General features: G+C 59.7%; 15 protein-coding genes and 1 CRISPR repeat array. Of the genes, 9 read left to right on the forward strand and 6 right to left on the reverse strand.

Going from position 1 to position 19,549, the window contains the following annotated elements:
• Window positions 1–88: 88 nt before the first annotated feature.
• Window positions 89–706, reverse strand: a complete 618-nt coding sequence (locus AD944_RS03845; protein ID WP_052427103.1) for a histidine phosphatase family protein — start codon at window positions 704–706, stop codon at window positions 89–91.
• Complete coding sequence (cobD, locus tag AD944_RS03850; RefSeq protein WP_082741167.1) at window positions 703–1,878, reverse strand: threonine-phosphate decarboxylase CobD; 1,176 nt, start codon at window positions 1,876–1,878, stop codon at window positions 703–705. Before cobD ends, AD944_RS03845 begins: the two co-directional genes overlap by 4 nt.
• A gap of 229 nt (window positions 1,879–2,107) precedes the next feature.
• Between cobD and cbiB the strand changes: the two genes are divergently transcribed.
• From cbiB to AD944_RS03875, 5 genes are all read left to right on the forward strand, one after another.
• Window positions 2,108–3,097 (forward strand): adenosylcobinamide-phosphate synthase CbiB, encoded by a 990-nt coding sequence (cbiB, locus tag AD944_RS03855; protein WP_045541684.1) that lies wholly within the window; start codon window positions 2,108–2,110, stop codon window positions 3,095–3,097.
• Complete coding sequence (gene bluB, locus AD944_RS03860; protein WP_045541685.1) at window positions 3,094–3,750, forward strand: 5,6-dimethylbenzimidazole synthase; 657 nt, start codon at window positions 3,094–3,096, stop codon at window positions 3,748–3,750. Before cbiB ends, bluB begins: the two co-directional genes overlap by 4 nt.
• 721 nt (window positions 3,751–4,471) lie before the next feature.
• On the forward strand, window positions 4,472–6,280 hold the full coding sequence (locus AD944_RS03865) for a hypothetical protein (RefSeq protein WP_236709151.1): 1,809 nt from the start codon (window positions 4,472–4,474) through the stop codon (window positions 6,278–6,280).
• A gap of 39 nt (window positions 6,281–6,319) precedes the next feature.
• Entirely contained in the window at window positions 6,320–8,011 is a 1,692-nt protein-coding gene (locus AD944_RS03870) for an alpha-keto acid decarboxylase family protein (RefSeq protein ID WP_006559524.1), read from the forward strand.
• Between the two features lie 74 nt (window positions 8,012–8,085).
• Window positions 8,086–9,381, forward strand: a complete 1,296-nt coding sequence (locus tag AD944_RS03875; protein WP_045541697.1) for an MFS transporter — start codon at window positions 8,086–8,088, stop codon at window positions 9,379–9,381.
• Between the two features lie 499 nt (window positions 9,382–9,880).
• Here the strand turns inward: AD944_RS03875 and AD944_RS03880 are convergent, their stop codons facing one another.
• Window positions 9,881–10,942 carry an SDR family oxidoreductase gene (locus AD944_RS03880; protein WP_045541687.1) on the reverse strand — a complete coding sequence of 354 codons (1,062 nt, stop codon included), beginning with the start codon at window positions 10,940–10,942 and terminating at the stop codon, window positions 9,881–9,883.
• Window positions 10,943–11,088: 146 nt separating this feature from the next.
• Here AD944_RS03880 and AD944_RS03885 point away from each other — a divergent pair, with 146 nt between their 5' ends.
• Window positions 11,089–11,505 carry a winged helix-turn-helix transcriptional regulator gene (locus AD944_RS03885; protein ID WP_045541698.1) on the forward strand — a complete coding sequence of 139 codons (417 nt, stop codon included), beginning with the start codon at window positions 11,089–11,091 and terminating at the stop codon, window positions 11,503–11,505.
• Between the two features lie 287 nt (window positions 11,506–11,792).
• Here AD944_RS03885 and AD944_RS03890 read toward each other — a convergent pair whose 3' ends face one another.
• On the reverse strand, window positions 11,793–13,217 hold the full coding sequence (locus AD944_RS03890; protein ID WP_045541688.1) for an inorganic phosphate transporter: 1,425 nt from the start codon (window positions 13,215–13,217) through the stop codon (window positions 11,793–11,795).
• 125 nt (window positions 13,218–13,342) lie between these two features.
• Window positions 13,343–13,876, reverse strand: coding sequence for an RrF2 family transcriptional regulator (locus AD944_RS03895; RefSeq protein ID WP_045541689.1), 534 nt, complete (start codon window positions 13,874–13,876; stop codon window positions 13,343–13,345).
• Window positions 13,877–13,960: 84 nt separating this feature from the next.
• Here AD944_RS03895 and hmpA point away from each other — a divergent pair, with 84 nt between their 5' ends.
• Window positions 13,961–15,193, forward strand: coding sequence for an NO-inducible flavohemoprotein (gene hmpA / locus AD944_RS03900; protein ID WP_045541690.1), 1,233 nt, complete (start codon window positions 13,961–13,963; stop codon window positions 15,191–15,193).
• A 366-nt stretch (window positions 15,194–15,559) separates the two neighbouring features.
• Window positions 15,560–15,949, forward strand: coding sequence for a DUF488 domain-containing protein (locus AD944_RS03910; protein WP_045541692.1), 390 nt, complete (start codon window positions 15,560–15,562; stop codon window positions 15,947–15,949).
• 152 nt (window positions 15,950–16,101) lie between these two features.
• Here AD944_RS03910 and AD944_RS03915 read toward each other — a convergent pair whose 3' ends face one another.
• Window positions 16,102–16,746: a hypothetical protein gene (locus AD944_RS03915; protein ID WP_145912786.1), complete on the reverse strand. Its 645-nt coding sequence runs from the start codon at window positions 16,744–16,746 to the stop codon at window positions 16,102–16,104.
• A gap of 780 nt (window positions 16,747–17,526) precedes the next feature.
• Between AD944_RS03915 and purU the strand changes: the two genes are divergently transcribed.
• On the forward strand, window positions 17,527–18,372 hold the full coding sequence (purU, locus tag AD944_RS03920; protein ID WP_045541694.1) for a formyltetrahydrofolate deformylase: 846 nt from the start codon (window positions 17,527–17,529) through the stop codon (window positions 18,370–18,372).
• A gap of 118 nt (window positions 18,373–18,490) precedes the next feature.
• Window positions 18,491–19,515: a CRISPR direct-repeat array (repeat unit 32 nt; unit sequence GTTTCTATCCACGCTCCCGCACGGGGAGCGAC).
• Window positions 19,516–19,549 lie beyond the last annotated feature (34 nt).

Raw genomic sequence — 19,549 nt, forward strand, 5'->3', positions numbered from 1 at the left:
GGGCTCAGGGCTCAGGGCTCAGGGCTCAGGGCTCAGCTTCCTGAAAAATCCTTGGGATGCAAGATGACTTTCTCATCTGTGACCCGGTTCAGTTTCCCCCACCCAGCGGTGCGCCCATCATTCTTAATCGCCAGTCTCCGCCTTGCCGGGTGAACAGGCTGAGGGTGCCGGGGGCGCAATCCAGCTTTTGTGTCAGGGCACTGTTACCGCCCAGAACATGCACAGCCATGGCCCGCACCACGGCGGGGCGCGCCAGAAACAGGGCCGTGCCGTGCAGATCTGCCCCCTCCGCCCACGCGCCAATGCGGGCCTGAAACTGGCGCGCACTTTCACCCCTCGGCGGTGCGAAATCAGCATCTTGCAGAAGTGCAGCCAGTTTTTCCGCAGCAATATCCCGTAGGGCCTGCCCGTGCCATGCACCATAGGCGCGATCGCACAAGGCTGGCACACGCTGCGCCGCCAGAGGCACACCCTCGGGCGAGACAAGACCCGGCACCTCAACATCGTCCGCCACCAGCACGACAGATGGCCACACCGCGCCCCATTGCGCCAGAGAAGACGTAAGGCTGGGGCCGTGACGGAAAAACCCACGCTCATGCCGCGCCGGAAGGCAGCCCTGCCGCACCGCCAGCGGCAGATGCGCTGCCACACCATAAAGCCGGAGCGGCTTGGAAGACCGTGCTGATGTGGGTGCGCTGGCCGTCATTTCTGCTGGTCACGCCAGGCACGCAGGGCATTTTCCAACCGGTGCCAGGCATCATCAGTGCCCGGCAGACCAATGCGCAGGCGGCCCGGCTGATCGGGGAAGATGCGGGTGACAATGCCGTGCTGGCATAAATGCCGCCACAAAGCCGGAGCCTGCGGAAGTGTGACCAGCGTGAACAGACTGGCCTGCCCGAAACACGCCAACCCGGCCTGCCGCAACAGTGTGGTCAGGCGGGCATGGGCGCGCTCCGCCTGCTGACGGCCGTGGTTCAACCATGCCGTATCACGCAACGCCTGCCGCCCGGCAGCCAGCCCCACGCAGCCCACCGGCCAACTGCCCAGCACAGCCCGCGCCTGCGCCGCCAAAACCGGCTCTGCCAACAGAAAGCCCAGCCGCACACCGGGCAGCCCATACGTCTTGCCAAAGGAGCGCAACACCACCAGCGCGAGGTGGGGCAGCAAGGGGGCGACTGTCTGGGTGCCAAAATCAGCAAAGGCTTCATCCACCACCAGCAGACTGCCATGCTGCCCGCACTGGTCCGCCAGCAGCCGCAATTGCGCCGCAGGTATCTCCCGTCCATCCGGATTATTGGGGTTGCACACCACGCACACCGTACCGGGCTGGATTGCGGCTTCATGCAGATGCTCCGGCGCATCCACCTGCGTCACCGCTATACCCTGCCCCTGCCACGCCAGCCGGTGGCCGGAATAGGTTGGCCCCAGCAGGCACACGCGCTGCGCGGGCAACACAAACGGCAACAGGGCTATCAGACTCTGGCTGCCGGCACCGCTCACAACCATCGCGGCATCTGCCACACCATAGGCCTGTGCGGCGGCGGCGCGCAGATCGGCTTCCTCATCCTCTTCGGGCAAGCGGGTGAAAGCAGCGGCTTCCGGCACCGCAAGCGGATAGGCAAACGGGCTGATACCGGTTGAAAGATCAAAAAAAGGCCGGGGCGCGGTGGGAAAATGCTGCATCACCGCCCGCACCTGCCCCCCATGGGCGGGGATATCGGGCAGGCCGTCGCTCTGCGGGGCTGCCGCATAATCCGGAAGACCGTCTCGCGCTGCTGAACCTGTTGAACTGACCGCACCTTCTGGGTCTGTCTGCGGCATACCGTCACCCTTTGCGCCTGCCTGCGGAAGAACGGTAGCCCCTACCATGCCAGACACAGCGGAACCAACACGGGGGCACTCCGTTGGCAGGAGCATCGGGTTCTGCCGCACAAAGCCCGATTGAGAGAATACTGCTGGCAAGGCGGGTGTGCCAGGCTGTAGCAATGCGGCATATGTGTTACCACCTTGCGCCATGGGCTGGCCGCGTGTGCGTCCGCTCTCCCGTTCTGGCGGCTGGTATGAGTGTTCCTGCTCGTCCGGCCTGAGTTGTGAGCCTCCTGCCCGCATGCTGTTCTTTCCTCTCGTCACCACTCTGCCTGTGGCCGCACTGGCCGCCATACTGGAAAGCCTATGGGGCTACCCGGCCGTTCTGCTGGGGGCCATCGGGCATCCTGTCATGTGGATTGGCACGTTGATAGACAGGCTGGACACGGCCCTCAACCTGCCTGAATACTCCGAGCGCAAACGCCGCTGGATGGGGATACTGGCGCTGGTGGTGATTGTGCTGGTGCCGCTTACTGTTGTCAGCCTTGTGCTTCAGATCGGGTATGCGGTGTTGCCTCCCCCTGTCATGATTGTGGTGCAGGGTGTTCTGACCACAGCGCTGGTGGCGCAGAAATCTCTCTGGACACATGTGCGGGCCGTTGGCACGGCCCTGCGGCGTGAAGGGCTGGCGGCAGGACGGCAGGCTGTGGCGCAGATTGTGGGGCGGGACACCCGCGTGCTGGATGAAGCTGGCGTGGTGCGGGCCGCACTGGAAAGTCTGGCCGAAAATTTTTCAGATGGTGTGGTGGCGCCGCTGGTATGGGCCGCGCTGTTCGGGCTGCCGGGGGCGGTTTTCTATAAAGCCGTCAACACGGCGGACAGCATGATCGGCCACCTTACCCCACGCCATGCCGCCTTTGGCATGGCCGCCGCCACGGTGGATGACATGATCAACCTGCCTGCCTCCCGCCTTGCGGCCCTGTGCCTGATCTGGGCCGCCCCGACGGAACGGCGCGCGCAGGCCAGAGCCGCCGTGCGGCGGGATGCACCGGGCCATCGCTCCCCCAACGCAGGCTGGCCGGAAGCCGCCATGGCCGGTGCGCTCGGCCTGCGGCTGGCGGGCCCCCGCCAATATGGCGGCACACGGGTGGATGATGTGTGGATGGGCGATGGCACCCCCAACGCCACGGTAGATGATCTGGACCGCGGGCTGGTGCTTTACAGACGGGCGTGTGCCCTGCTGAGCGTGCTCTTGCTGGCAGCCGCCGTACTCTCCATGATTGCGCTATGACCACACACGCTTCTGAGACACCATCCCTGTTCACCCCCCTGTTCCGCACCCAGCTTGATCAGCTTTTTACATGGCGGCGGGACGTGCGCCATTTCCGCACAGACCCCGTTCCTGACGCCGTGCTGGACCACCTGCTGCACACCGCCTGCCTTTCTCCCTCCGTCGGCCTTAGCGAGCCATGGCGTTTTGTGCGCGTGGAACACGCAGACCGCCGCGCCGCCATCCGCGCGAATTTTGCCCGGTGCAATACACGGGCCCTTTCCGGCCACGGCGGGGAAGATGCCCAGCGTTACGCCACCCTCAAGCTGGCGGGGCTGGATGATGCACCGCACCAGATTGCCGTGTTCTGTGATACCGCCCCGGAACAGGGGCGCGGGCTGGGCCGGGGCACCATGCCGGAAACCACGGTGTGGTCTGCCGTCATGGCCATTCATACGTTCTGGCTGGCCGCCACGGCACAGGGCGTTGGGGTGGGGTGGGTTTCCATCCTGAACCCGCAGCAGGCCGCAAGCACCCTGTGCGTCAACCCCAACTGGCAGTTTCTGGCCTATTTGTGTGTGGGTTATCCGCAGGAACAGGCGGATACGCCAGAACTGGAGCGCAAAGGCTGGGAACAGCGCAACCCCGCCCGCAGACAATGGATCATGCGGTAAACATCGGGCTTAGTCTGAAAGAAGACATTTGAAAATCTCTCGTCCTGATGAAGAGATTTTCGCCCTTTCCTCGCGTTCTGTAAGAGTGTTCCGTAGCACCATGGTGGGCGATTGAAGGATCGCTCAGGTCCGTCTGTCGCACTTTTTTCTGCGCGACGCTGCGCGCCTTTCTTGGAGGATGGTTGCCATGGGTGCACACCCCATGGTGGAGCATCCTGCCTTCCGGTTCGCCGTGTCTGGCCGCTCACCGTCCCAGCCAGCCTTCGCGTGCTGGCTTTTTGCGCACCCCCTCAGTTCAGGTTTTTGAGGGTACGGTCTGCCCTTCCCCATTTTCTGACAGATGTGTCATTTTTTTCTGTCAAAACCGGAACGTATGGGGTAACATTACCAAAAGTGAAGGGAAACGTGCTTGCCACGGTGTGTTGCCACAAACGCAACCGCATTTCCTTCTTAAATAAAACTTTAATATCTGTTGTGTAGGCAATATTTTTTTAGAAAAACCAATAGATAGGGGCGAGATGTGTTTTTTGTTATAATTACTATCTTGTAATCATTGATTCAGATCAATGTCTCTGCCCACCAAACACCGTCAGACAGACCTCACTCTCTTTTGCAAGAGTACATTCCCGAAGGACCAGGCGTGACCTCTGCCGTTTCACAAAACAGGACTAGCAAGAAAAAGCTGGAAACCCGGTTGCTGATTGGCACTGCCATTTTCTGCATGTTTAACAAACCCGTTCTGGGCTGGGCGGATGATGCACAGGAACTGGCGGCTATCAAGGCACAAATGCGCAAGCTGGCCGCACAGGTGGAGGCCATAGAACAGCGTCAGGCCCACAAACAGGGACTCCCCAAGTCAACACGCACCGCCTCCACCCGCGCAGGGCGCGTGGGTTCTACCAACACCATCACCGCAAGCAATGGTGGGTTTACAGCCCAGCCGCATAGCCTTTCCGAAGGGCCGGTTGATCCGTCCATCCGGTTTTCGCCAGATATGGCGCCCCCGCGCACGGCAACGGCCGGGCTTCCGTTCAAATCCCAGACCGCAGGCGGTGGCCCGCTGGGGTTTCAATGGATGCCTGAAGCGGATGATCCGCAAAAAACACGCTCCAATATTGATCTTTCTTCATCAAGCCCGCAGGCCATTACCCAGACGGCGGTGGATACGCTGCCGCCCATTTTCAGCATTGGCGGCATTTCCGTGCGCCTTGGTGGGTTTGTTGAACTCTCCAACATCTGGCGCAGTTCCAACATGAGCAGCGGCCCCGCCACGGCATGGGGCAATTTTCCGTACGCCAACAGCCCCAACCACGGGCTGGATGAAGAACGGCTTTCGGCACAGCTTAGCCGTATGTCCGTGCTGATGGAGGCCAATCCCTCCAAATCCGTGCGGCTTCAGGCTTATGTGGAAAGTGACTTCGCGGGTGCTGCGGGCACCAGTAACAGCGTGCAGATCAGCGGGTACACCCCCCGCCTGCGGCAGGGCTACTTCACCTTTACGGAAAAAGACTGGGGCTTTCATCTGCTGATGGGTCAGGCATGGAGCCTTGCCACCAACTACGCCAAGGGCATTCTGCCCCGGCAGGAACAGCTTCCCGCCGTAACGGACAACAACCAGATTCCGGGTATCAGCTTTACCCGCGTGCCGCAGATCCGCATTGGCAAGGACTGGAACCAGAAATACTGGCTGGGCCTTTCCATTGAAGACCCGCAGGCAACTGTCGGGTTCTCCTCCTCTTTCGCGTCAGGCGATACACTGCCCGCCGCTTATGGGCAGGCCCATGGCGCGCGGGTGTATTATTCCAATCCGGGTGGTGTTCTACTCAATTCCGCCACGCAATATACCGACAACCCGGTGCCTGACATTATTGTGAAAGGGGCGGCGGATACCTCCTTCGGGCATTATGAAGTGTTCGGGCTGGCGCGCTGGTTCCGGTCTCTTTCTGTGGCGCCCGGTGCCTCCACCACCAAGAAACACACCACCTTTGGCGGCGGTGTTGGCGCGGGCATGACCATGCCGCTGGGCACCAAAAAACTGCAACTGGCAGGCAATGTTCTGGCCGGGGATGGCATTGGCCGCTATGGGCCAAGCCTGCTGCCAGACACCACCTTCAATGGCCGCGGCCAGCTTTCCCCCGTGCCGGAAATGATGGGATCTCTGGGGTTAATCGGGCATCCCACCTCCTCCGTGCTGCTCTATACCTATGGCGGTGTGGAAACGGCAGGACGCAAGCGGTACATGGGGGCTGATGGCCACCAGTACGGCTATGGCGTGACAGATCTGGATCTGGGTGGGTGCGATATTGAGTTCGGCACCTGTAACGCCCAGACGCGCACCCTCGCCTCCCTGACCGCAGGGGGATGGTGGCACTTCATGCAGGGCCACTACGGCAGTGTAATGGCTGGCCTGCAATATACCTATATTCGGAAATTTGCCTTCCGGGGCAATGATGGTGCCGGAAACAGTGTTTACCCCACAACAGAGGGCAACACGGTTTACGTTACCTTCCGGTATCTTCCGTTCCAGTAAGTGGGATCTCACGATCATCCACCAAGGAGAAAGAAAAACATGTCTTATACTGTAGGCACCTATCTTGCCGAACGTCTCTCACAGATCGGGCTCAAACACCACTTTGCCGTAGCGGGTGATTACAACCTTGTGCTGCTTGACCAGCTTCTGATGAACAAGGATTGTGAACAGGTTTACTGCTGTAACGAACTGAACTGCGGTTTCTCCGCAGAAGGCTACGCCCGTGCAAACGGCGCAGGTGCCGCAGTTGTCACCTTCAACGTTGGCGCGTTTTCCGCACTGAACGCCATTGGTGGCGCAAATGCTGAAAACCTGCCGGTTATTCTGATTTCTGGCGCACCGAACTCGAACGATCACGGCAGCGGCCACATTCTGCACCACACCATTGGCGTGCCGCATTATGGCTACCAGTTGGAAATTGCAGAAAAGCTGACCTGCGCTGCTGTTTCCATCACATCAGCCGAAGATGCGCCGGAAAAGATCGACCACGCCATCCGCACCGCGCTGCGTGAAAAGAAACCGGCTTACATTGAAATTGCGTGCAATATTTCCGCACAGCCCTGCGCCGCACCCGGCCCCATCAGCGCCGTGCTGGATGAGCGTCCGTCCAACAAGGACACGCTGGATGCCGCCGTAGCAGCCGTGGCAGCCTTCATTGAAAAGCATGAAAAACCCGCCATCCTGATCGGCAGCCGCCTGCGCGCCGCCGGTGCGGAAGAAGCCGCCATCAAACTGGCGGATGCTCTGGGGTGCGTTGTGGCCACCATGGCCGCGGCCAAAAGCTTCTTCCCTGAAGATCACCCCGGTTATGTGGGCACCTACTGGGGCAGCGCCTCCACCCCCGGCGTGAATGAAATCTTCAACTGGACAGACAGCATTATCGCTCTGGCCCCCATCTTTAATGATTACTCCACAGAAGGCTGGACCGCATGGCCCAAAGGCCCGAACGTGGCGGTGCTGGACAAGAACATTACCAAATTGCACGGCTATTCCTTTGACAACATCCACCTGAAGGAACTGCTGGAAGCGCTGGCCGAGCACTTCAAGAACAAGCCGAAGAAAGACTCCACGCTGGTTCAGTACAAGCGTGTTCACAACGGCACCATTACGGAAACCGTTGGCAGCGGCGATGACAAACTGACCCGCGCTGATATCCAGCACGCCCTGCAGGGTATTGTCACGCCTGACACCACCATTGTTGGTGAAACCGGGGATTCCTGGTTCAACGTGGTGCGCACCAAACTGCCGCGCGGTGCCCGTGTGGAATTTGAAATGCAGTGGGGGCACATTGGCTGGTCCGTTCCCGCAGCGTTTGGTTACGCCGTGGGTGCACCGGAACGCCGCACCATTCTGATGGTGGGTGATGGCTCCTTCCAGCTGACCGCGCAGGAAGTGGCGCAGATGATCCGCCGCAAGCTGCCGGTGATCATCTTCCTGATCAACAACGCCGGGTACACCATTGAAGTTGAAATTCATGATGGCCCGTACAACAACATCAAGAACTGGGACTACGCTGGCATTATCAGCGCGTTCAATGCGGAAGATGGCAAAGGCAAGGGTCTGCGCGCCACCACGGCGGGCGAACTGGCTGATGCCGTAAAAGTGGCGCTGGACAACAAGGAAGGCCCCACCCTGATTGAATGCGTGATCCCGCGTGATGACTGCACGCCGGAACTGATTTCCTGGGGCCGCCACGTGGCCGCAGCAAACGGCCGTCCGCCTGCAAAATAACTTAACCGGCTGTGCCCATGCTTCCGCCTCTGGCGGGGCATGGGGGCATCCCCGCTGAAATACCGGAATTTTTCATGTCGGCTTCCAAAACGCCCAACACCACGCCGTTGCCGAACAGTGCACAGGCTGGCCAGCCGCAAAAAATACAGCCGCTTTATGTGCTGGCGTGGTTTTTGTGCGCGTTATTCTACTTCTATCAATACGCCATCCGCTCTGCCCCCGGCATTATGCAGGATGAGCTGACACAGGCCTGGGGCAACAGCCATCTGGGGCTGATGATTGCCTCCTATTATATTGTGTACGCACTGGCCGCGCTGGCCGTGGGTGTGCTGCTTGACCGTTATGGCGCGCACGCCACCATGCCGATTGGAATTGCCATTACCAGTGTTGGCTGCCTTATCTTTGCGCAGGGTAGTGTGGCCGCAGGCATTGGTGGCTATGTCATTCAGGCGCTGGGGGCCATCTGCGCGTTTGTTGGGTCATCCTACGTGGCGGCGCGTTATCTGCCTGCCCGCACGCTGGCCCTGTTTGTGGGGCTTACGCAGTGCCTTGGCATGGCCGGCGCAGCTTTCGGGTCCAAACCTACCCGTATTCTGATTGACCCCAACGGCTCCTTTCATATTCCATGGCAGACAGTCTGGCTGGGCTTTGGCGTGATTGGCGTGTGTCTGGCCATTGCCACATGGTTTGTCATGCCGCGCGATTCAGGTGATAGCGCCGCCCACCACGGCCATCTTTCCGCTGCCAACCTGTTCAAGCCGTTCCGCATCATCTTCAGCAACCCGCAAAGCTGGTTTGCCGGGATTATTGGCGGCCTGCTGTTTGTGCCCACCACCATTGGCGCACTGGGCTGGGGCGCTTCCATGCTCAACAAAGGTGAGCATGTAACCATGGCTTTTGCCGCATCTGATGTGTCCATGGTGCCCATTGGCTGGGTGATTGGCTGCCCGCTGCTTGGCTGGATTTCTGACAAGATCGGCCTGCGCAAGCCGGTGCTGATTGGGGGCGCTGTGGTGCTGCTGGCGGCCTCCCTCTGCGCGCTGTATGTGCCGGTTGGTGTTCTGCCTCGCTATTCCGTGGCGCTGGTCATGGGCATTGCCTCCGGGGCCGCCATGATCCCGTTCTCCTCCATGAAGGAAGTGAACCCGCCGGAAGTCAAAGGCACGGCTGCGGGCGTCATGAACTTTCTGGTGTTCGGCACAACAGGCGTTATGTCTCCGCTGGTGTCCGCCCTGATGTCTGGCGGCGATACGGACAGCATGGCCCTGTTCCACCGTGCCTTCCTGCCGCTGGTGGTCGGGATTGTGATTGCTATTCTGCTCTCCTTCCGCCTGCAGGAAACCGGCTGGAAAGTGCAGAAACAAGGCTAACGTTCTTTTTCTAAAGCCCACTTCAAAAACGGGCACCTTTCTACAGGCACGGACCATCCGGGGTAGCCCTCCGCCCCGATGGTTCCGTGCCTGTTTTTGTTTGTGAGGCCGCCCTCTGCTTCCTCATCCTTTTGAAGCCGCCAGCCCCAGCCCGGACAAACTGGCCCCCGCGCAAAAGCATGGGGCCTGAGCCGAAAGCGGACGACAGGCACAGCCCGCCATCACACCGTTAGCAGTCGGGCCTCGCGCGCCATTGGGCCTCAGCGGAATGGCATTTTGGCAGACAGGGAGACTGGGAGACAGGGAAGCAGTCCTTTCAACAGGACAGACCTGATGCTCTCCGCCCTGCCGGCACAGAGTGCCTCCCTCTCCGCCAGTGCCTTATATCAGCGTGCGTTTGCTGAAATTTATCGTCGCTTTTCAGCTTCACATCAGAATGTGCCCACTTCGTCTCGGGCCAGCAATACAACACGTGTTCAGGCGGGCACAGGTTGGCGTCTTACGGAATGAAGCGTTCAGCCCGCAGGCGTTCAAACACATCAAAGAAAGACGCAGAGGTGGCCTGATAACGGGTGAAACCGGCCAGGCGGCTTTTGGTCATATCCGTCACACATTCCACAGGGCGGCCCAGATCGGCATCCGTGTGCCAGGCAGAGGCAAGACGGGCCAGATCAGGCTCGCGCAGCGTGTATCTGGCGCTGATCTCCGCCCAGGTTGCGGCCTCGCCAGCCATGCGGGGTTCAAGCGGCGTTGTTTCTGCGGGCATGGGCGCTGCTTCAATGCCAAACCATGCCGCAATCTGGGGCCAGAGCCATTTCCAGCGGAACACATCTCCGTTGACCACATTGAAAGCCTCATTCTGTCCGGCGGCGGATGTTGCGGCCCACAGCAGATGCGCGGAAAGCTGGCGCGCATCTGTTACATCGGTCAGACCATGCCACTGCACGGCAGAACCGGGAAACACGAACGGGCGGCCTGTCTCCCGGCAGAGCGTGGCATACACGGCAAGCGTGCTGGCCATGTTCATCACATTGCCAATGGCGTAGCCAATCACGGTATGGGGGCGATGCACGCTCCATGTAAAACCGTGTTTTTCTGCGGCCTGATACAGTTCATCTTCCTGCGTGTAATAGAAATTTTCCACATCCAGCCGGGGCATGGATTCACGGAAAGGCGTTTCTGGTGCTGCCCCTTTGGTATAGGCTTCAAACGGGCCAAGGTAGTGTTTAAGGCCGGTTACAAGGGCGGCATGGGCAATGTCCGCTGGTGCTGGCAGGGCCTCAAACACGTTGCGCACCATGGCCGCGTTGGCAATGCAGTTTTCACGCTCCGTAGCGCGGCGTGTCCATGTGCAGAAAAACACGTGGGTTGGCCGCACGTCCGCCAGAGCGGTGCGCAGGGCCTCCACGTTCAGCAGATCCGCCGCCACGGGCAGACTGCCGCCGTCCTGCCGAGGGGTGCGGGCCAGACCGTGAACCACCCATCCTTCCGCCAGCAGACGGTTGGTCAGCGCCTGCCCGATGATACCGGTTGAACCGACCACAAGAGCACGATGTGCCATATTGGTTTTTCCCTATTGCAACACTCAGAATACCCGCGCCAGCCAATGCCGGCACGCCGGGCCTGAACAGAGAATGGCGGCTTGCCTCTGATCTCACAATACGGCACTCTTTTGTGCCCCGGACACCAAAAGGTTCCCATACCGCCATGCCTGAACTTCCCGCCGCCTACCGCACCGCCCCGTTTGACGAGCACTGCGCCCCGCGCCGCCTGTTGCGGCTGTTCAACGGCAAATGGACCACCATGGTATTGCATACGCTGCATCTGCTGGGTGGCTCCTCCCGCCCCGGCCACCTGCTACGCAGTATCCCCGATCTTTCCAAAAAGATGATGACGCAAACCCTACGCGAGCTTGAACAGGCGGGCCTCATAGCCCGCACGGTGCAGCAGATCATGCCGCCCGTTGTGGAATACAGCCTGACAGAAATGGGCCAGAAATTTATTGAACCCATCGAAATGCTTTACCACTGGGGCATAGAACACGCTGACCTTCTGGAGCGTGTAACAGCGGCACAACACGCGGCAGAACGCCCTTCTCAGCGCGTAGAAGATCCGTGCGATTAAAAATACCCAATCCCACCGGAAGAACAGCGCGGCCATACAATGGCATATCCTTACCACCAGACAAAAAAGAGCTCCGGCTAGAAACGCTCTTTCACGCCATGCCACACAAGAGCCGTATCAGCACACACAGCCGCATATTTTTATCACTGAACAGAAGGGGGTTGCTGCTGGAAACCCCCCGTTACGCCGAGGTTCGGAACAGCCGTATCAGGAGGCAGGGGGCGCAATCTGTTAACAGGTGTGAGAGCCCCCTCACACCCTTTTTCATCAGTCAGAAGATATGGGGGTTACAGGCTCAGCACGTAAAACAGCACGGCGGCCAGAATGATGGTAACGGGCAGCGTGGCCAGCCATGCCAGCACAATACGGCCCACCATGCCGCGCTGCACGCCACTGCCAGAACCCATCATGCTGCCTGCAATACCGGCGGTGACAATATGCGTGGTGCTGACTGGCAGCCCCGTATAACCGGCAGTAAGAATAAGCCCGGCCCCCACCAGTTCAGCCGAGGCCCCTTGGGCTGGAGTCAGATGCGTACGGCCAATTTTTTCGCCCAGTGTGCGCACAATCCGCTGGTAGCCAATCATGGTGCCAAGGCTCAGGCAGGCCGCGCTCAGCAGGCGTACCCACCATGGCGCAAATTCCACCACCGGCTTCAACTCCGCCTGCAAGGCTTTGGCTGTAGCCTTGACCGGGGCCGGAACCGCCGCCTGATGCATCACCTTCTTCAGCCCCGCCACAACCTGAAACACATCTCCACGCTGCACTACGGCCAAGGCGGCGTCCGTCTGGCCAGCCTGCGGGGCCGCTGCCCCCTGTGCGGTTTGGGAGGCGACTGGATTTTCCGCAGTCTCGCTCTGGGCGCGCAGGCGGGCCGCAGCCGCAAGGGCATCGGCGCGGAGGCCGTCATGATCGTACTGCTCCAGAATCTGCTGCATCTGGACCGCATGGGCAGGGGCCAGCGGCAGGCGATGCGCCTCATGCGGGTTCAGCGCATAGAGGGCGGGCCACAGGCCCACCACGGTAAGCATGATCAGCCCGATGCTCTTCTGTCCATCATTGCTGCCGTGGGAGAAGCTGACGGCGCTACAGGTGCCCACCAGCAGCCAGCGCACCCACCCGCTTGGCGGCGCATCACCCTCGGGCGGCGGCTGATATAGGGCGGGGTCTTTCACCACAGCGCGCAGCACCTGATACAGAAGCCCTGCCCCCACCAGCCCCAGAACGGGCGAGAAAGCCAGCGCCTCCAGCACCTTTGTCACCTGTTGCCAGTCCACCCCATCGCCCAGATGGCGGCCGTGCAGGAAGGAATCGCCAATAGCCACCCCCACAATGGCCCCGATCACACAATGAGAACTGGAGTTGGGAATACCCGCCCGCCATGTGAACAGGTTCCATGTCAGCGCCGTGCCAAACATAGCCAGCAGCATGGGCACAGCGGGCGCACCATCGGGTGGGGAGAGCGCATCAGGTGGCAGCAATTCCACCAGCGCATAGGCCACACTCAGGCCACCTGCCAGCACCCCCAGAAAATTCATGATACCGGAAAGCACCACCGCCACGGCAGGCCGGAGGGAGCGGGTGTAAATGACCGTCGCCACCGCGTTTGCGGTGTCATGAAAGCCGTTCACGAACTCGAACACGCATACCAGCACGCCACAGAGAGCCAGCATGGCGATTGAAAGTGGTGAATCAGGCGTGAAGTGGAGCATGAGGAAACGGACAGACCTTCTGAGTTAAGCCGCCCGTTGCATAGAGGAAGAAAGGCCTGTTTTTAATCCCGTCCCCCGTGTTTTTTCCGCATGTGTCCGCCCCAAAGGGGAGTAGCGGCAGGGTGTCAGGCCACTTTTTCCGCAGTTTTCAGCGCGTTGGCCGGGGTTTCACTTGGTCCAGCCTGCATCAGAACTTTCCGCTCATAAGGGGTTAAAAGATCGGCCAGAGTGCGGCTATCGAGCACAGACATGAACGCGCCGAGCGCCTCGCCCAGCACGCCACGCAGATGGCAGGCATTGGCCAGAAGGCACCCGCCTGCCCCAAAAGCAGCAGATTTACCGCCCGCCAGAGGGGCTGAACCGGAGGGTACGCCGGGAGGGCTCATGCAGCCCACAAGGGCCATGTCTTCCTCCGTGTGGCGCACCACATCCCCCACATTGATCTGATCGGCAGGGCGGGCCAGCATCAGGCCACCACCCCGGCCCCGCAGCGTATCCACAAAGCCGCCCCGGCCAAGGTGATGGATCACCTTCACCAGATGGTTTTCTGAAATGCCATAGGCCTCCGCCACCTCCCGTATGGAGACACGGCGGTCTGCATGCACGCCCAGATAGAGCAGCGTGCGCAGGGCGTAATCTGTGTAAAGGGTCAGACGCATGCGTAAAGATACATCACCTTGACATCTTTTTTCCAGCGCTCAATAAGATGTATGTAATTTACATCTTTAAAGGCACAGACTCCTATGGCTCCCCAGCTTGACGACACCACCCGCGCCATCATCACCGCCTGCGTGCCCGCCCTTGAGGCGCACGGGCTGGACATCACGCGGGAGATGTATGCCCGCCTGCTGGCAGACCCTGCCATCAGCGCGCTGTTCAATCGGTCACACCAGAAAAATGGAGAACAGCCCACGGCGCTGGCTTTGGCCGTTCTGATGTATGCCCGCAACATCAATGATCTGGGCAAGCTGGGCGGCATGGTGGAACGCATTGCGGAAAAACATGTGGGCCTGAACATTCTGCCCGAACACTACCCGCATGTCGGCACTGCCCTGCTGGGGGCCATCAAGCATGTGCTGGGCGATGCCGCCACGCCGGAGATCATGGATGCGTGGGCCAAGGGCTATCAGTTTCTGGCCGATGTGCTGATCAACCGGGAAGCCCAGCTTTACACCGCCAACGCGGACGCCCCCGGCGGCTGGACCGGCTGGCGCGCCTTTACCATCCGCAACCGCGTGGCGGAGAGCGAAACCGTGATGTCCTTTGATCTGGAACCAACGGACGGCAAACCCGTGCTGCCGCACAAACCGGGCCAGTATCTCAGCTTCAACATCACCGTGCCGGAACAGGGTTCCCAGCGGCGGAACTACAGCATTTCCTCCGCACCCAGCCAGAAAGGCTACCGTATCAGCGTGCGCCGTCAGCCTGAGGGGCTTGTCTCCAACTGGCTGCATGACAGCGCGGTTGTGGGCACGGAGTTGCTGGTATCCGCCCCTGCCGGGTCCTTCACTCTGCCCACACCTGTTGCTGCCCCCATTGTGCTACTGAGCGCTGGCGTGGGGCTGACGCCTTTCCAGTCCATGGTGGATACACTGACCGCAGACATTGGCGCGCAAACAGGTGCTGCTTCCGGCCTGCACTACATCCACGGCACGCACTCCGCCCAGACCGAAGCCTTCGGCCCCCATATCCGCGCCCTTGCGACCAAAGGGGCTATCAAAGCCGATGTGTTCTACAGCCATGGTCCGCTCCCGACAGAGCAGACTGCTGGCACAACCGCCCATCAGGGCCGCGTGACTGTGGAGTGGGTGCGCGCCAATACTGCACCTGACGCCGTGTATTACATCTGCGGACCAGAAGGCTTCATGCAGGACATGATCTCCGGCCTGAAAGCGGCGGGCGTTCCGGAAAACCGCCTGCGCCATGAGGTATTCGGCCCCGCTACCACAGTAGAAGATGCCCTCTGCGCCGCCTGAGCCTGACCACCAGAGGCAGACTTATGACCTCCCTTATTATCAGGGAAAACATGGGTCTGTCTCACGCTCAGTTTGGAAAACCAGCATGGTCAGCCACCAACAAACAACCGGACCGATCTGACCAATTTTTCAAACAGCCTTTTAACGGAACAGTAAAGCGGAGGCCACATCCATCAGAGCGGGCGCAAGTCCGCCACGCTGGAGCAAGGAGACACAGACGCTGGTTCTGCTGCCCTTTTGCCGCATTCTCCGGCGAGTGTTCACCTGCACCGTTGACGCCACGCTTTGCCTTTCCCACGCTTTTTTCTTCACCCGGCTGAAGCCCCGCCCGCACAGTTCCGGCTCCAAAAACGAAGAGGATATGCCATGCCCCACGCCCATCCTTCACAGTCCGCAAGAGGCCCCGTGCGCATTCGCCGCGTGTACGAAGACCCCCTGCCGGACGATGGTGCACGCGTTCTGGTGGATCGGCTCTGGCCGCGCGGTGTCAGCAAGGAACGCGCACACCTGACGCTGTGGCTGAAGAACATTGCCCCCAGCACCGCCCTGCGCCAGTGGTTCGGCCATGATCCCGCCCGGTGGGACGACTTTCAGCACCGCTACCGGGAGGAACTTGCCCAGAACCCGGACTGCGTGCGCCAGATTTTGGACCTTGCCCAAAAGGGACCAGTCACCTTGCTCTACGGTGCCCGCGACACCGAACATAATGAGGCGGTTGTGCTGGCGTCCTATCTATCCTCCCTGCAAGAGAGTTAGGAAGCGAAGGTCCACCGCAGTAAACTGGCAGGCATTTCAACGGCTCCATAAACAGCATTGAAAGCCTGCCACGGGCCAAAAGCCTTCACTCCCTCAGCAACAACACATGTGCGCACTCGTTTTGTGCGGACATCATTCAACCGTTCCGGAACTTAGTGAGGCAGGAAAGACAGGCTGCTGATGTATTTCTGGAGGACAATGCCAAACACAACAGTAATTCCCCACAGGGCATACACAATCATCGCCTGCGCGGTCGGCAAACCTTCCAGTTTCTCCGTTTTCATGGCCACGCGGACAATTTTATGAATAACCCGGCGGCGTGGCGCCCCCTTGATCCACTGCGCTTCCGTGGTGAGGAAAATCTCACTCAGCACCCCTGCATAGAGATAACCGTAAAAAAACAGGTTCATCCCGATCAGCACAGATTCTGCCAGGACCCTAGGCCACGCCATGAGCGTGAGTGTTTCCTGATGAACGGACAGAAAGGGATGGCTCAGCACCAGAAACGCAATACCCAATGCGCCAATTGCACCGCCTTGCAGGGCAGGCAGCACCGGCTTTGTAAAACCCTCCGCCAGGCCGCGCCGGATACCAGCCAGCAGCACAGTAAACGCATAAAAATATACAGCCATTTCGGCGCTTATGATCGCTCTTTCCGCAGCAGCATAAGCCGCAAGGCACAGGAGGAGGGGCAGCCAGAACGTCTTCAGCCCCACATGCTTCTGCGTCCTGAATATCTCAAAAAACCGGGCAATCCGACCCGTTACGGCTCCTTTGAAATAAAGATTTCCCGACATCGGCATTTCCTTTTTCTGGTTGTTTCAGAACAGTCCAGGCTTGGAGACTGAGTGAAAAATCTGTCAGGTGCGTGGGTGGGACTGCATGCCTTGGCCTTTCATCCCGATGTGCCCGCATTATCGTGCCTTCGTGCTTGGCCGTTGCTGCGGCCAAAGTCCCTCGCCCCCAGACCAGCAGAGTTTCACCTCCCTTTTTTAACCAAACAGACGCAGAGTCCCGCACCTCACACTCGCGCGAGCAGCGGGCACCAAGCAGGGAAAATCCACCGGCTGACACACCCCTGTCACCCGAGCCGTCTTGGCCGCGCGGCGGGTGTTTTCGTCTCTATCGGGCCTCCCGCAGTTCTTCTGGCCGGGCAAAAGAACAAACCGGGAAACGTGTCAGAAACAGGCTGTACACCTGTGCATCAGAAAACTATCCACAGAGTTTTCCCACACCCTATCCCCGGTTTCTGTGGATAAGAGTCATTGTTCTGTCACACTTCAATATACAAAAAATGGCGGTTTTCTGGGGTTTGTGGCTTTTCCTGCGGACTCAGACCGAAACAGGCTTGACGTGGCAGAAGTGTGACGATTCGAACAAATGCCAACTCATCCACATCCCTGGGGGCGGTTTTTACAGGCTTTGATTTTGTCAAGCGTTATCCATCGTCCAGTTGCAGACCGCCGCGCGCCTTGGCACAAGAGGCCACCAAACCAACGCTGGCCCTGCCCGGTTTGCATCCGCACCAGGGAGCAGGTCAGCCCGTATCATCCAGACGGGGATAACCACACAGGTCCATGCACTTCATTCTCACCTTTTCCTGCCCGGACCGCCCCGGCATTGTGGCGGCCATTTCCTCCGTTCTGGCCGAAAAAGGGGCCAATATCGCTGAAACCCACCAGTTCAGTGATCCAGATACCGGCACGTTGTTCATGCGGCTGGCCTTTGTGGCGCCCCGCACCAACAGCCTTGCGGACATGGAGCGCTGCCTGAGCCCGGTGGCGGAGGAATTCAGCATGACCATGCGCCTGCATGATGCCAGCGTGCTGCCGCGCATCATCATCATGGTGTCCCGCTTTGACCATGCCCTACTCAATCTTCTGTATCAGGTGCGCGTCAACTGGCTGCGGGCGGAAATTGTCGCCATTGTCTCCAACCATCAGGACAGTGCCCAAACTGCCGCGCAGGCGGGTATTCCGTATTATTACTGGCCGGTAAACAAAGAAAACAAGACCGAGCAGGAAGACAAGCTGCGGGCATTAGTGAAGGAAACAGGGGCCTCCCTGATTGTTCTGGCCCGATACATGCAGGTGCTCTCTGACCGGCTTTCCGCTGAAATGAGCGGACAGATCATCAACATCCACCACTCCTTCCTGCCTTCCTTCAAGGGCGCACGCCCTTACCATCAGGCTTACGCGCGCGGGGTAAAGCTGATTGGCGCCACGGCCCATTACGTAACGGCTGATCTGGATGAAGGGCCTATCATTGAGCAGGAAACCGCCCGCGTCACCCACAACCTCTCCCCCGAGGACTACATTGCTACAGGCCGGGGCGTTGAATCGCAAGTTCTGGCCCGCGCGGTAAAACTGCATGTGGAACAACGTGTTATGCTAAACGGCCGCCGCACAATCGTGTTTTCCTGAATACAGAAGACGGCCACAGGGGAGAGAAAGCACCCGCCACCACAACGGCACTATAAGACTCGCCCTCCCCCGGCTACCGATCCGCACAACGCGGAGCGAAACAGCTTATGAACAGGCAGTTTCTATCCACACTCCCGCACGGGGAGCGACCTACGATATCGGACTGGAATGGAATCAGCAGAAAGTTTCTATCCACGCTCCCGCACGGGGAGCGACCGTGCCCGTTCTTCCCACCCCGGCTCCGGGTATTTGTTTCTATCCACGCTCCCGCACGGGGAGCGACGATATTGTCGGTGATGCCAGCAACAATCTATCTGGTTTCTATCCACGCTCCCGCACGGGGAGCGACACTGTTCTTGCCATTCCAGCATGCCACGATAGGGGTTTCTATCCACGCTCCCGCACGGGGAGCGACCAACACAGGCAAGCCTACATCCCCCACCTTATCATGTTTCTATCCACGCTCCCGCACGGGGAGCGACTATCCAGAGCTACCGTCCCGTTATCTGTTGACGGTTTCTATCCACGCTCCCGCACGGGGAGCGACACGCGCCGGAGACAGCGCCCCCCTCGAACCACTGGTTTCTATCCACGCTCCCGCACGGGGAGCGACATCTCACCTTTATCCATCATCGCAAACATTTTTGGGTTTCTATCCACGCTCCCGCACGGGGAGCGACGGGCAATGGGCGCAATGGCCTTTGCCAATTTCTGTGTTTCTATCCACGCTCCCGCACGGGGAGCGACCAACAACCAAATCAGCCTTACAGGCAAGATCATAGTTTCTATCCACGCTCCCGCACGGGGAGCGACCTCTGGGCAACAATGCGGCACGGTCTATCCAGACGTTTCTATCCACGCTCCCGCACGGGGAGCGACGGATACGACCGGCAACGGCAGGCTTTCATTTTGGTTTCTATCCACGCTCCCGCACGGGGAGCGACTGCGTGAGTTCCAAGCCAGCATCAGAGAGAGCACGTTTCTATCCACGCTCCCGCACGGGGAGCGACGCACAGATACAGGCCGCATCATCGTCTGACATAGTTTCTATCCACGCTCCCGCACGGGGAGCGACCGGGGGCTGAAATGCTTTGTAGGCCTCGTCCATCCCGTTTCTATCCACGCTCCCGCACGGGGAGCGTAAGCATCCGGAGAGAGCCGCGGGCGTAATCAGGCT

The sequence above is a fragment of the Acetobacter tropicalis genome, assembly GCF_001580915.1.
Lineage (GTDB): Bacteria > Pseudomonadota > Alphaproteobacteria > Acetobacterales > Acetobacteraceae > Acetobacter > Acetobacter tropicalis.

Coding starts and splice junctions, on each gene's coding strand:
- AD944_RS03870 (WP_006559524.1), top strand. CDS start 6,320: ATGTCTTATACTGTAGGCACCTATCTTGCCGAACGTCTCTCACAGATC.
- hmpA (WP_045541690.1), top strand. CDS start 13,961: ATGGCTCCCCAGCTTGACGACACCACCCGCGCCATCATCACCGCCTGC.
- cbiB (WP_045541684.1), top strand. CDS start 2,108: ATGCTGTTCTTTCCTCTCGTCACCACTCTGCCTGTGGCCGCACTGGCC.
- AD944_RS03890 (WP_045541688.1), bottom strand. CDS start 13,217: ATGCTCCACTTCACGCCTGATTCACCACTTTCAATCGCCATGCTGGCT.
- AD944_RS03880 (WP_045541687.1), bottom strand. CDS start 10,942: ATGGCACATCGTGCTCTTGTGGTCGGTTCAACCGGTATCATCGGGCAG.
- AD944_RS03875 (WP_045541697.1), top strand. CDS start 8,086: ATGTCGGCTTCCAAAACGCCCAACACCACGCCGTTGCCGAACAGTGCA.
- AD944_RS03895 (WP_045541689.1), bottom strand. CDS start 13,876: ATGCGTCTGACCCTTTACACAGATTACGCCCTGCGCACGCTGCTCTAT.
- AD944_RS03885 (WP_045541698.1), top strand. CDS start 11,089: ATGCCTGAACTTCCCGCCGCCTACCGCACCGCCCCGTTTGACGAGCAC.
- bluB (WP_045541685.1), top strand. CDS start 3,094: ATGACCACACACGCTTCTGAGACACCATCCCTGTTCACCCCCCTGTTC.
- AD944_RS03865 (WP_236709151.1), top strand. CDS start 4,472: ATGTTTAACAAACCCGTTCTGGGCTGGGCGGATGATGCACAGGAACTG.
- AD944_RS03915 (WP_145912786.1), bottom strand. CDS start 16,746: ATGTCGGGAAATCTTTATTTCAAAGGAGCCGTAACGGGTCGGATTGCC.
- AD944_RS03910 (WP_045541692.1), top strand. CDS start 15,560: ATGCCCCACGCCCATCCTTCACAGTCCGCAAGAGGCCCCGTGCGCATT.
- AD944_RS03845 (WP_052427103.1), bottom strand. CDS start 706: ATGACGGCCAGCGCACCCACATCAGCACGGTCTTCCAAGCCGCTCCGG.
- purU (WP_045541694.1), top strand. CDS start 17,527: ATGCACTTCATTCTCACCTTTTCCTGCCCGGACCGCCCCGGCATTGTG.